The organism is Streptomyces sp. M41 (assembly GCF_043673425.1).
GTDB lineage: Bacteria > Actinomycetota > Actinomycetes > Streptomycetales > Streptomycetaceae > Streptomyces.
Genome location: NZ_JBIMKE010000002.1, coordinates 14,305 through 26,752, shown reverse-complemented (window position 1 = coordinate 26,752; position 12,448 = coordinate 14,305). Strand labels below are relative to the sequence as shown.

Annotated in this window: 8 protein-coding genes and 1 pseudogene; 4 read left to right on the top strand and 5 right to left on the bottom strand. The window is 71.9% G+C overall.

The genetic code is table 11. The features are described from left to right. Window positions 1-55: 55 nt before the first annotated feature. Both ACHBTE_RS02485 and ACHBTE_RS02480 read right to left on the bottom strand, forming a co-directional pair. Window positions 56-688: a VOC family protein gene (locus tag ACHBTE_RS02485; RefSeq protein WP_394721621.1), complete on the bottom strand. Its 633-nt coding sequence runs from the start codon at window positions 686-688 to the stop codon at window positions 56-58. Window positions 689-777: 89 nt separating this feature from the next. Next, window positions 778-1,257 carry an SRPBCC family protein gene (locus tag ACHBTE_RS02480; RefSeq protein ID WP_394721620.1) on the bottom strand — a complete coding sequence of 160 codons (480 nt, stop codon included), beginning with the start codon at window positions 1,255-1,257 and terminating at the stop codon, window positions 778-780. A 334-nt stretch (window positions 1,258-1,591) separates the two neighbouring features. On the opposite strand from ACHBTE_RS02480, the gene ACHBTE_RS02475 reads away from it, so the two are divergent. After that, complete coding sequence (locus ACHBTE_RS02475) at window positions 1,592-3,175, top strand: carboxylesterase/lipase family protein (protein WP_394721619.1); 1,584 nt, start codon at window positions 1,592-1,594, stop codon at window positions 3,173-3,175. A gap of 11 nt (window positions 3,176-3,186) precedes the next feature. Here ACHBTE_RS02475 and ACHBTE_RS02470 read toward each other — a convergent pair whose 3' ends face one another. After that, complete coding sequence (locus ACHBTE_RS02470) at window positions 3,187-3,537, bottom strand: hypothetical protein (RefSeq protein WP_394721618.1); 351 nt, start codon at window positions 3,535-3,537, stop codon at window positions 3,187-3,189. Between the two features lie 337 nt (window positions 3,538-3,874). Here ACHBTE_RS02470 and ACHBTE_RS02465 point away from each other — a divergent pair, with 337 nt between their 5' ends. Next, window positions 3,875-5,359 (top strand): peptidoglycan D,D-transpeptidase FtsI family protein, encoded by a 1,485-nt coding sequence (locus ACHBTE_RS02465; protein WP_394721616.1) that lies wholly within the window; start codon window positions 3,875-3,877, stop codon window positions 5,357-5,359. 113 nt (window positions 5,360-5,472) lie between these two features. After that, window positions 5,473-7,125 carry a penicillin-binding transpeptidase domain-containing protein gene (locus tag ACHBTE_RS02460; RefSeq protein ID WP_394721615.1) on the top strand — a complete coding sequence of 551 codons (1,653 nt, stop codon included), beginning with the start codon at window positions 5,473-5,475 and terminating at the stop codon, window positions 7,123-7,125. A gap of 83 nt (window positions 7,126-7,208) precedes the next feature. Here the strand turns inward: ACHBTE_RS02460 and ACHBTE_RS02455 are convergent, their stop codons facing one another. Both ACHBTE_RS02455 and mmuM read right to left on the bottom strand, forming a co-directional pair. After that, window positions 7,209-9,407, bottom strand: coding sequence for a serine hydrolase (locus tag ACHBTE_RS02455; RefSeq protein ID WP_394721613.1), 2,199 nt, complete (start codon window positions 9,405-9,407; stop codon window positions 7,209-7,211). 210 nt (window positions 9,408-9,617) lie between these two features. Further along, window positions 9,618-10,541 (bottom strand): homocysteine S-methyltransferase, encoded by a 924-nt coding sequence (gene mmuM, locus ACHBTE_RS02450; protein ID WP_394721612.1) that lies wholly within the window; start codon window positions 10,539-10,541, stop codon window positions 9,618-9,620. A gap of 113 nt (window positions 10,542-10,654) precedes the next feature. Here mmuM and ACHBTE_RS02445 point away from each other — a divergent pair. Further along, window positions 10,655-12,349: pseudogene (locus ACHBTE_RS02445) on the top strand (DUF2264 domain-containing protein); the annotation flags it as partial. Between the last annotated feature and the right edge of the window lie 99 nt (window positions 12,350-12,448).

The following is a 12,448-nucleotide window of genomic DNA, read 5'->3' as shown; positions in this document are numbered from 1 at the left end:
TGGGGAGCCGCCGGTCTTGAACGTTTCGGACACCCGGCGCCCCGGTACCGGCCGCCTACCGGAAGGTCACCGGCCCCAGGGGCGAGTCCACCGTGAAGGAGATTCCCACCGGCCCCGGGGTGAGGTGCAGGTCCGTGCCCAGTGCCGACAGCAGGGGCCGGATCTCGTCCGGATCGGGCGCGCTCGCCGACAGGGACAGCAGGGGAGTGGTGGGCAGGCCGGTGGCGGTCGGGTGGACGGAGGTGCCCCAGTCGATGAGGAACGGGACGAGGCCGGAGGGGTGGGCGTCGTCACCGTCGGTGAGCCGCCATCGAAGCAGCGTGCCGTCGGGCCGGCGACGGCTCATCGCCAGGGCCGGCCCGGGATCGTAGCCGCGGGCCCGGGCGCCCTCGATCGCCGCGTCCAGGTCCGGCGGGCGGATGGCCCAGGTGACGGTGCGCGCCGTCAAGAGCCCGTCGACATCGAAGGGGCGGGGCTGTCCCGGCACGGACTGCTCGAGGTCCGGACCGATGATCTCCAGATAGCCGGAACCGCCCAGCGACACCAGATGGTTGCGCGTACCGAAGCCGAGATGCACACCGCCCGGCGCGGGCCGCACACCGGTGCGCCGGGTGAAGTCGGCGACCGTGGCGGCCAGGTCGGGGGTCGCGAGGACGAGATGGTCCAGCAGCGCGGGGATGGCGTTCATCCCAGCCGAGGCTACGCAGGGCGACGCGGGACGGGAACACCTGTGCGCCATGAGGACCCCGGACTTCCGCGCCCACCTGCTCGGCGGCATCAGGTGGTCGGCGAAGCCGGACTGAGGGCGCCGCCGGTGCCCGCGTCGCTCTCGAGCACCGCGATCCGGGCCAGTTTCGTCAGCATCATGCCGTTGCGGATGGAGACGATGTAGTCGACGGGCAGGCCGTGCATGCGGATGCCGGGGCCGCGCAGAGGGTGCCAGTCGAGGACGAACAGGGTGTGCTCGCCCCAGGGGATCAGATTCATGGCGATGCGGGCCGCGCCGAAGGGGTCGGCCTTCGCCTCCAGTTCGAGACGGCGTTCCGGCTCGCTGATGCGGACCACGCAGGTGTCGTCGAGCGCCAGCGGGCCGACACCGACCCTGACCTGGAGACGGGCGCCCACATCGGGCCAGTGCGGGTCCGCTTCGAGGACCTGCTGCGTCCCCGACACCCACTCCCCGTAGCGATGGCCGTCGGAGAGCAGGCTCCACACCTTCGACGGCGAGCTCAGGATCAGACGGCGGTTCCGGGCCACACCGACCACGCTCCTTCACCGGTCACCGCCCCAGCTTCCGCGCCCGCGACCGGCCCGGCATGTGCGACGGCACCTCGGCCGGACCCACGTCGACCGGGCGCCGGGCCCCTGAGCAGTGGCGGCGGGCAGCCCCGTACCGAGGCGACCGTTCGGCCGGCCGGGTGAACGCGGCGGCCGTGGTGCGCCCGGGGCCGCTCGCCGTCGACCCCCGCACGCCAGGCGGCCGAGGTACGCCGAACGGACCTCTCATCAGCTCGTGCGGCGGAATATCGAGCCACAATGAAGTGCTCTGATCTTCACGGTGCACGACCGCGGTGAGGAGGCTGGTGGACATATGGCAGAAGTCCAGGCGGATCCCGTGGTGAGCACGCCCTACGGTGCCGTGCGGGGTCGGTACGAACGCGGCGTCGCGGTGTTCCGGGGCATCCCCTACGCGGCGCCCCCCTTCGGCCCCCGCCGGTTCCGGCCGCCCGAGCCGCCTAAACCCTGGGACGGCGTGCGCGACGCCGGCGCCTTCGGGCCGACCGCGCCGAAACCGCCGTACTCCGAGGCGTTCGCGCAGTACCTGTCCGACCCCGTCGTGCCCGGCGACGACTGCCTCAACCTCAACGTCTGGACCCCCGAACCCGGCCCCGGCGCCCGGCTCCCCGTCCTGGTGTGGCTGCACGGCGGCGCACTGACCAGGGGATCCTCGGGCGTGCCCGTGTACGACGGGCACACCTTCGCCCGGGACGGCGTCGTCTGCGTCTCGCTCAACTACCGACTGGGAGTGGAGGGCTACGGCCTGTTCCCGGACGCCCCCGCCAACGCCGGACTGCGCGACCAGCTCGCCGCCCTCCAGTGGGTGCACCAGGCCATCCACGCCTTCGGCGGCGACCCCGGCCGCATCACCCTGTGCGGCCAGTCCGCCGGCGCCATCAGCATCGGCGCCCTGCTCGCCGCCCCACAGGCCCAGGGTCTGGTACGCCGGGCCGTCCTCCAGAGCGGGCCGCCCGAGGCGGCCGAACGGGACAAGGTACGGCGGATGGTGCGCCGGATGGCGACCCGGCTGAAGATACCCGCGACCGCCACCGCCTTCGCCGAGGTCGACCGCGAGCTCCTGCTGCGCACTCAGGCCGATGTGGGCCGGCTCAGCAGCCCCGTCCTGGGCGGGCCCGCCTTCGGCGTCGTCGTCGACGGGGACATCGTCCCCCGTGACCCCCTCGAAGCCCTCACGGACGGCGACGCGGCGCGGGACGTCGACCTGATGACCGGCTGGACCCGCGACGAGTACCGGCTCTGGCTGGTGCCCGGCGGCCTCCTGGAGCGCGTCGACCGGCTCGGAGCCGTCGCCCTCGCCGGAGCCATGGCCCGCTGCCACGCCGGCGCCGACGTCCCCCGCGGTTACCGCGCCCTGCACCCCGACGCCGGCACCGCCGAGATCGTCGGCCAGATGGTCACCGACCACTTGTTGCGCCGGCCCCTGCACCGCCTGGCCGACGCCCGCCCCGGGACGTCGTACGTGTACGAGTTCGCCTGGCCGTCCAACCTCCCCGCCCTCGGCTCGTGCCATGCGCTGGAGCTGGGCTTCGTCTTCGACAGCGGAGAGGCCCCCGAGTCCCGCAAGCTGGCCGGCGAGGGTGCCCCGCGCGAGCTGGCGGAAGAGATGCACGGGGCGTGGGTGCGGTTCGCGGTGGACGGCGACCCCGGCTGGCAGCCATGGGACGACTCGCATCCGGTGCGCGTCTTCGGCGACGGCGACACGCACACCGTCCACGGCCCGCGCGACGCCGAACTCGCCCTGTGGGCGGCCACCGTCCCGCCCGTGCGGCCCGCGCCCCTACCGGCCCTCGCCGACGGCGCGCCCACCCCCCGCGGCACCGAACTGCGGTCGGTCGTACGGCGCCTGCGGCTGCCCGGGTCGGTCCGCCGGAACTGAGCGGGACCCCGTCACGTGCCCTCCGGGCCATCGGCCTGACGCCGCCACCACCAGCGGTTGGAACGCCACGGCCGATGAGGGGCGAGCGGATCGGGCAGCGTCCGCTCGGCGTACCGCCTGTCCAGGACGTGCACCTGGCGCGCCAGTTCGGCCCGTGGCCGCGGCGGCAGCCGGCGCAGCACCTTCTCCAGTACGTCCCGGGCATGCCGCACATCGTCCAGGGAACAGCCCCGGCAGGAACACCCCGCCTCCCGAGGAAAGCGGGGCCGGCGGCCGGGCGGCTGGAGGAACGCGCGGTAGCGCCGCAACGCACGGTCGGTCACACCGGGGAAGACGAAGTAGTCGTACGACAGCCGCTCCACCCGGTCTATCTCCGCACTGGTCCGGGCCGAGAGCGTGTGGATCCGAGACCGTGGGGCGGACTGCCGGGCGGACCGGCGGCCGGGCTGTCGGGCGCGCAACGCGCGAGGCCGCTTACGCGGCATCGGCCTTTCGACGGATGGTCATGAGCACCATCATGCCATCCCCGGTGGCCGAACCACGGCCGCCGGTGCCTTCACCGATTTTGCTCAACTATGGTGCTGCCATGGTAATTCCGACTCCCCCCTCCGCGCGGGCGGTGCATTTCACAGGGCAACGGCCGGCCGCCCATGCCTCACGGTCGGCGGGACGCGCGCCCGCCGCTGGAGGTGCTCACGCGTGAACAAGCCGTTGAGACGCATAGCCATATTCTGTGGGCTGCTCATGCTCGCGCTGCTGATCCGGGCCAACTGGCTGCAGTACCTGGAGGCGGACGAGCTCGCCACCGACGACGAGAACCGACGGGTGCTGATCGACCGGTACGCGACACCTCGGGGCGACATCATCGTGGGCGCCAAGGCCATCACGGATTCGGTGGAGTCCAAGGGATCGGACCTCAAGTTCGAGCGCAAGTACAAGAACGGCCCCATGTACGCGCCGGTCACCGGATACGCCTCCCAGGCCATGGGGATGACCTTCCTGGAGAACATCTACGACAGCGTGCTCAGCGGCAAGGACGACCGGCTGGCGTTCGAGCGCTTCACGGACGTCGTCACCGGCAAGGAACGCCGGGGCGGAGACGTCATCACGACGATCGACCCCCGTGCGCAGGAAGCCGGATACAAGGGCCTCACCGATCTCGGTGCCCGCGGCTCGGTCGTGGCCCTGGAGCCGAGCACGGGGAAGGTGCTGGCCCTCGTCTCGACGCCGTCCTACGACCCGACGGTGTTCGCCGGCAACTCCCTCAAGGAGAGCGACAGGTTCAGCGCGCTCGGCAAGGACAAGGCCAAGCCACTGGCCAACCGTGCGCTGCGCGAGACGTTCCCGCCGGGCTCGACCTTCAAGATCCTCACCGCCGCGGCGGCCCTGGAGCACGGCGTGGTGACGGACATCGACGCCTCCTCGGGCGCGGCCTCGCCGTACAAGCTGCCCCAGTCGACCAACACGATCGGCAGCGAGGCCGGGGACGGCATCTGCGACAAGGCCTCGATGAAGACGGCCATGCAGTACTCCTGCAACAACGTCTTCCTCGACGCGGCCGTGAAGGTGGGCGCGGACAAGATGCGCGAGACGGCCGAGAAGTTCGGGTTCAACGAGGACGTCTACTCCTCCGACTTCGGTGACCTGCGAGCCATCAAGAGCCTCTACCCGGACAACCTCGACAAGCCGGGGACCGCACTGACCGGTATGGGTCAGGGCTCCCTCACCAGCACCCCGATGCAGATGGCGATGGTGACCGCCGCGCTGGTCAACGACGGCAAGGTGATGCAGCCCTACATCGTCGAAGAGCTGCGCTCCCCCGACCTGGCCCCGCTGGAGAACCACGAGCCCGAGGTCATGAGCGAGGCGGTCTCCGAGTCCACGGCGGAGAAGGTCCGGGAGATGATGGAGCACACCGCCAAGGAGGGCAGCGCCCGCAGGGCCCTCATCGACGGCATCACGGTGGGCGGCAAGACCGGAACGGCCCAGCGCGGTGTGAACGTACGCGACCAGGTTCCCTTCGGCTGGTTCGTCTCCTACGGGGTGAACCCCGACGGACAGTCCGTCGCGGTGGCCGTCTTCATCGACCCGACCGACATGGACATCTCGCGTGAGGACATCTCCGGTGGCAGCCTGGCCGCCCCCATCGCGCGCGAAGTGATGAAGTCGGTGCTCCAGAAGTGATCCGCGCAATGCCGGTCTGAGCAGAGTTGCAAGAGTCCGATTCCGGCGCCGATGGCTCCCTTTCCATGTGGACCTTTCCATGCGAAAGGGAGCCATTGCCCTAATCTGGGCCCATGATCCATACCGGCGGCCCCATCGAGCACTCCGATTCCGGCAGGCGCACCTCCCGCACCCGTACGGTCGTCTCCACGATCGTCGCGTCGGCCGTGCTCGCCGGGCTCGGCTATGGGGCGTACGCCGGTCTGGTCGCCGGCTCGGACGCGGACGATCCGCAGGTGGTGGCCGCCACGGCGGAGTTGGAGAAATTCCTCGACGCCTGGCGAACGGTGGACGCCGAGCGCGCCGCCCTGCTCACCGACTCCCCGGACCCCGCGAAGTCGCTGATCAAATCCGTCATGACGAACCTCGACCCGAGGACGACGCGCATCAGCGCGGGGGACGGCGAGAAGAAATCCGCGGGGAAGGTGAGCATTCCGTTCACCGTGAAGATGAGCCTTCCGGGGGCGGGCACGTACGCATGGGATTCCCGAGCCGATGTCGCGAAGTCCGACGGCAATTGGAAAGTGGAATTCCATACGCAGACGATCCACCCGGAGATGGTCCCGGGAGAGACGCTCGCCCTCAAGACCCGGGACCGCGCACCCGTGCTCGACAGGTACGGCGACACCCTGGAGTCGGCCTCCCTCGTCGGACTGGTCGACGCCAGGACCGGCAGGGGAGTGTCCGGCCTCCAGGCCCGCTACGACAGGCAACTCACCGGCGGCTCGGGCCCGCCGAAGTCGGTCGTGGTCGTCGACCGCCGGTCCGGCCGTGTGGTGAAGACGCTCACCGGCCGGAAGGCGGGTCGGGGCAGGCCGGTCCGCACGACCATCGACCCGCGGGTCCAGCGGGCCGCCGCCCAAGCCCTGCGCGGCGTGCGGAAGAACGCGGCGATCGTCGCCGTCGCCCCCTCGAACGGGCACATCCTGGCAGCCGCGAACCTGCCCTCCGGCATGAACCGTGCGCTGGAGGGCCGTTACCCGCCCGGCTCGACCTTCAAGGTGGTGACCGCCGCCGCCCTGCTGAAACAAGGGCTGAAGCCGACCGACCCCGGGCAGTGCCCCCGGTTCGTCCACGTCAACGGCCAGCGCTTCGAGAACCAGGGCCGGTTCACGCTGCCGTCCGGATCGACGTTCCGGGACGGCTTCGCCCACTCCTGCAACACGTTCTTCGTCAACTCCCGCGGCCGGCTGTCCCCGTCCGCCCTGCACGACACCGCGGCGGCCTTCGGCATCGGGGGCACCTGGGACGTGGGCACCACGACGTACGACGGCGGTGTGCCGGTCGCGTCGAGCGACAACGACATGGCCGCATCCATGATCGGACAGGCCCGTGTGCAGGCCTCACCCCTGGTGATGGCGTCGGTCGCGGCGACGGTGCGACAGGGCGTCTTCCATCAGCCCGTCCTGGTGCCCGCGGCCGTGAAGAAGAAGTACAAGGCGCCCGCCCGGCTCGACGCCGAAGTCGTCGAAGCCCTGCGCACCATGATGCGCGCCACGGTGACCGAGGGCGCCGGCCGGGCCCTGCGGGGCATTCCTGGTGCGCCGCACGCCAAGACGGGCACGGCGGAGTTCGGCACCGAGACCCCACCGCGTACGCACGCCTGGATGATCGGCTACCAGGGCACCCGGGACCTCGCCTGGGCCGTCCTGCTGGAGGACGGCGGTTCGGGCGGGGCCGACGCGGGCCCGGTGGCGGCGAGGTTCCTCGCGAACCTCCTGGGGTGAAGGCCGCGAGCACCCGGCGGACCGGCTCCGTACGGGAACCGGCCCGCCGGCCCGGCCGCCGCCTGTGCCCCTGCCGTCCCGACTCAGCCGATCCGGGTCAGCTTCGCCCCGACGGACGGCTCCGCGAGCTCCGACTGCAACGCCACCGGCACGCTCTCCGCACCCGCGACACCGTCCAGCGTCAGCTGACCGACCACGGTTCCGGCCTTCATGCCGCCGACGATGTCCGCCTCGCCCTCGCGGAAGGTGAACGTCAGCTTCTGCCCCGGTATCCCGACGACCTTCAGATCCCGCGTGGCCACCACGGGCGTACGGCCGCCGAGGCCGTCGTCGACATGTCCGACCACCTGGCCCTTGCGTACGGCCGTCGCCGCCGTGAGTGCTTCCCGGACCGCCTGGATGACCTTGTGGCTGTTCTTCAGGACCAGCTTGAGGCTGTTCGCGCCGTCGGGGTCCGGGCCGGTGACGTGCTGGTCCATCAAGGTGCCCAGGATCAGCCGGTCCTTGCCGTCCACCGTCTTGTACGCCGCCCAGGACAGCGTGCCGCCCGCGGGGGTGTTGGAGCCGGTCTTGATGCCCGCGACGCTGAGCCCCGGTTCCATGATCAGATTGTTGTTGTTGTAGATGCGCCCGACTCCGGGGATGTCGGCGTTGGGCATGGCGACGACCGCGCGGAACGAGTCGAACCGCATCACCGCCTCGGCCAGTCTGAGCTGGTCGACCGCCGTGCTGACGGTTCCCTTGTCCAGACCGCTGGGGTCGGTGTACGTGGTGTTCGTCATGCCGAGCGACTTGGCAGCCTCGTTCATCTTCCGGACGAACGCGGCCTCGTCCCCGGTGCCCGTGTCCCACCGGGCCAGCAGCCGGGCCACGTTGTTGCCGGACGGGATCATCAGCATCTTCAGCATGTCCTGAAGGCTGAACCGCTGCCCGACCCGCAGCCCCTCGATGCGCGACTCGCTCTTGGACCTGCCCTCCGCCACGGCCCGTGCGTCGACCCTGACGTCAGGACCGGGCTCGCCCTTCTTGAGCGAGTGCCCGTGGAGGATCACATACGCCGTCATGATCTTGGCGACGCTCGCCGTCGGGACGGGCTTCTGCTCACCGAACGTCCCGATGCCGCCGGAGCCCGCGACCATGACAGCGGCCTGCCCCTGCTCGGGCCACGGCATGCTGAACGCGTCACCGCCCACCGCGAACGAAGCCGCTCCCGCGTCCACCACGAGGGCCGGTTCGGGCAGCGGACGGACCCACTGGACGACGAGCACGACCAGTGCGAGCAGCGCCACGACCGGCGACCAGATCCTGGCCCTGCGCAGGACCGTGCGGGTCGCCGTGTTCGGGGGCGGCGGGGTGTTGGTGAGCTGGGCGAGCAGGTCGATGGGGGAGGCGGGGGGTGGGGGTGGCGTTGCCGTGGGCGGTGACGCGGGAGGCCGCGGTACCGGAACAGGGGGGTTCGATGCCGGGGGCGGCGCGGCCTTCGGTTCCTGTACGGGACGCGTGTCCTGCGGTGCGGCCGGGGGAGCGGGCGGGTCGACGCGTGGGAGGTCCTTGACGCTGAGCGCCATCGTCATGTCGGACCCGGGGACGTCTTTGACGCTGAGCGCCATCGTCATGTCGGACCCGGGGACGTCCTTCTTCATCCGCAGCGCGACCGTGCGGGTGCTCTCGGAGGACTCCTTGGGGGAGGGCTCCGGGGGGGCAACCTCGTCCGGCTCGGTGTCGCCGACCCCGGTGGCCGGTTCGGCGGCGTCGCCCGGCTCGGCGTCGCCCGGCTCGGCGTCGTCCTCTTCGGCAGCCGCCTCGTCCGATGCGGTCGAGTCGCTGCCGGCATCGGTGCCGGCGCTTTCGTCGGGCTGTGCGCTGTCGTCCTCGGCGGACGGGGCGTCGTCGTCGGCAGCTTCGGCATCGTCGCGTTCGTCGGCAGTGCTCGTCGGAGGAGTCGGCCCCTCCGCCGCCTCAGACCCTTCGGCCTGCTCCGCCCCCTCGGAATCCCCCTGTGCTCCCGGCTGCTCCTCAGCCTTCGGCCCCGCCGTGTCCTCCGGCCCCGCGGAGCCCCCCGGCTCCGTCGAGTCCTCAGGCTCCGCCGTGTCCTCCGGCTTGTCCGACCCCGCCGCCTCGTCCGTCGGTTGCACGCGTGCCGGCTTCGACGTCGGTTCCCCCGACGGCTGCCCGCTCTCCGTGACGCCCGCGCTCGTGCCCTGTTCGCGTTCCGCGCTGGAGGGTTCCGTCGGCGGCTCGTCCCGGTCGAGGACGCTGGTGTCGGGCGTTCGGTCCCCCATGGCTGTCTCCTTTTGCGCGCGCTCGCGACACATACGTCTCGTAGGACGGGCGAACGGGTGGATACGTCACGCGTCCAGACGCAGATGTGCCGGTGGTTCCGCCGGGCGATCCGTGGTCCCCCCCAGGGGTTTGCCCGGCGATCGTCACGCGACGGCGCGGTCAGAGTAACCGATCACCGTTCGAAAGCGGCGTCGAGGAGTGGGCAGTGGCTACCGAGCCTGTGCCAACGTACGCGCGATGGCGCCGATCGCCTCCGGCCCCACCCGGCAGCACCCCCCGATCAGCCGGGCCCCGGCCGCCCGCCACCCCCGCACCTGCTCGGCGGCGAAGGAGGAACGGCCGTCCCAGGCGCGGGCCTCGGCGTCCCAGCCCTCGCCGCTGTTGGGATAGGCGACGACGGGCTTGCCCGTGACGCGTGCGGCGGCCTCGACGGCGCCGCCGACATCCTCGGGGGCACAGCAGTTCACGCCGACCGCGATCACCTCGTCGGCCTCGGCGGCCAGGGCGAAGGCCTCCTCCAGCGGCTGCCCGGCGCGCGTACGGTCGCCGGCGACGGAGTACGACAGCCAGGCCGGGACGCCGAGCCCGCGCACCGCCCGCAGCAGCGCCTCGGCCTCGTCGGCGTCCGGGACCGTCTCCAGCGCCAGCACATCGGGCCGGGCACCGGCCAGTACCTCCAGGCGGGGCCGGTGGAAGCGCTCCAGGTCGTCGACGCCGAGCCCGTACCGCCCCCGGTACTCGGAGCCGTCCGCCCGCATCGCCCCGTACGGCCCGACGGACGCGGCCACCCACATCGGCCTGGTGATGCCCCCGGCCCTCGCCCGCCGTACCGCTTCACGCGCCACTTCCACGCTCAGGACGAGCAGTCCGGCGGCCCGCTCCTGACCGATACCGCGCTCGGCGAAGCCTTCGAAGGTCGCCTGATAGCTGGACGTGATGGCCACGTCGGCCCCCGCCTCGAAGTACGCCAGATGCGCCTCGGTGATCGCCTCGGGCGCTTCCGCGAGCAGCCGTGCCGACCACAGCTCGTCGCCCAGGTCGTGTCCGGCGGACTCGAGCTGGTTCGACAGGCCGCCGTCGAGCACGACGGCCCGGGCGGCGAGTGCCTCGGCCAGGGTGCTGGTGCCGGTCATGATGTCGACGGTAGCCGAGACGGGTACTGAGCACTCGCGGTCATCACGTACACCTGCACGGCAGGCACCGACCAGCGGCCCCGGGTCCGACGGGCCGGCGAGAAAGGGAACCGATGCAGCTGCCTCCCGAGGACCCCGCCCTGAGCCCCCGCACCGGCTGCACCCGCGCCCACTGGGAGGCGGCTGCCGACGCCCTGCTCGGTGCCGTGGAGCCGTACGCCACCGAGGACCGGGCCCTCTACCACTTCCCCGGCGGCCACGAGAGCTGCTCGGGCTGCCTCTGCGACGGTCTGGAGGGCTACGCCCGCACGCTGCTGCTCGCCGCCTTCCGCCGGGACGAGACGGCGTTGCAGCGCTACGCCGACGGCCTCGCGGCGGGCGCCTCGGGCGTCTGGCCCCGCATCGAGGACCACAGCCAGCCGCTGGTCGAGGCCGCGTCGATCGCGCTCGCCCTGCGGCTGACCCGGCCGCTGCTGTGGGACCGGCTCGACGACCCGGTGCGTCAGCGGGCGGCTGCCTGGCTGGCCGACGGGCTGACCGCCGAACCCTGGCCCAACAACTGGGAGTTGTTCCCGGTGACGGTGGGCGGCTTCCTCCAGGAGATCGGGTACGAGAGCGAGCAGTCCCGCAAGGCGATCGACCGGGGATTGGAGCGCATCGAGGACTGGTACGTCGGCGGCGGCTGGTACACGGACGGCGACGGCCGGAAGTTCGACCACTACAACGGCTGGGCCATGCACCTCTACCCGGTGCTGCACGCCTGGTCGGCGCGGGACGAGCGGCTGCTGGAGCGGTACGGCGGCAGACTCTCGCGGCATCTGGAGGACTACGCCCGCCTGTTCGGCGGCGACGGCGCACCCATGCTTCAGGGCCGCTCCCTCACCTACCGTTTCGCGACCACGGCACCCCTGTGGCTGGGCGCCCTGACAGGCCGTACGCCACTCGCCCCGGGGGAGACGAGACGGCTGGCGTCCGGTGCGCTGAAGTACTTCCTTCAGCGGGGCGCGGTGGACTCCGACGGTCTGCTGACCCTCGGCTGGCACGGCCCCGACGAGGCCGTCCTGCAGAACTACTCCGGCCCCGCGTCCCCGTACTGGGCGAGCAAGGCGTTCCTCGGTCTGCTGCTGCCCGCCGAGCACGAGGTGTGGACGGCCGTCGAGGAACCCGCGCCGGCCGAGCGCACGGACGCGGTCACCGCGATCGCCGCGCCCAACTGGCTCGTGCAGTCCACCAGTTCCGACGGACTGGTCCGCCTCCACAACCACGGCAGCGAGGACGTCCGCTACGACCCGTACTACACGCGCCTCGCCTACTCGACGGTCACGGCGCCGTCGTCGGCGTACGACAACAGCGTCGTCGTGGGCGGCGATCCCAGCCGTACGGACATCGTGCCGCTGGGGGTGGGCGACGGCTGGGCGGCCTCCAGGCACTCGGTCGGCGACCGGGTCCGGGTCACCAGCGTGGTGCTGGCCGAGGGCGCGGTGGAGGTGCGCGTCCATCGAGTCGCGGGTGCGTTTCCCGGGACTGCGGTGCGGGTGACGGGCTGGGCGGTGGGCGAGCGCGTCAAGGGCGGACCCACGGGTGAACTCGTGCCGGTTGCCGGCCTGTCGGGCCTGCCGGGGGGCTCCGAGGCGGCCGGCACGACGGGGGACGGCCCCACCGTGTTCGTCGCCCTCGTCCGTCTCACCGCCGAGGCCGACCCCCTGCCCCTCCCTGAGCTGGTGTCCGTGGACATGCCGGAGACCGGCGAGATCCACGTCCGCTGGAGCTCGGGGCGGGAGACGCGGGTCCGGTTCATGGGTGAGGGCGAGAGCGAGAGCGAGGGCGCGGAGATCCATCAGAAGGGCCCTAGCCGTCGGAGTGAGGCATCGACACGGTCACACTTCGGCCGCTGCCGAAGCGAGGCC

Bases quoted from the DNA above. Each gene is read 5' to 3' on its own strand.
- ACHBTE_RS02485 (WP_394721621.1), bottom strand. From the start codon at position 688: ATGAACGCCATCCCCGCGCTGCTGGACCATCTCGTCCTCGCGACCCCC.
- ACHBTE_RS02475 (WP_394721619.1), top strand. From the start codon at position 1,592: ATGGCAGAAGTCCAGGCGGATCCCGTGGTGAGCACGCCCTACGGTGCC.
- ACHBTE_RS02460 (WP_394721615.1), top strand. From the start codon at position 5,473: ATGATCCATACCGGCGGCCCCATCGAGCACTCCGATTCCGGCAGGCGC.
- ACHBTE_RS02455 (WP_394721613.1), bottom strand. From the start codon at position 9,407: ATGGGGGACCGAACGCCCGACACCAGCGTCCTCGACCGGGACGAGCCG.
- mmuM (WP_394721612.1), bottom strand. From the start codon at position 10,541: ATGACCGGCACCAGCACCCTGGCCGAGGCACTCGCCGCCCGGGCCGTC.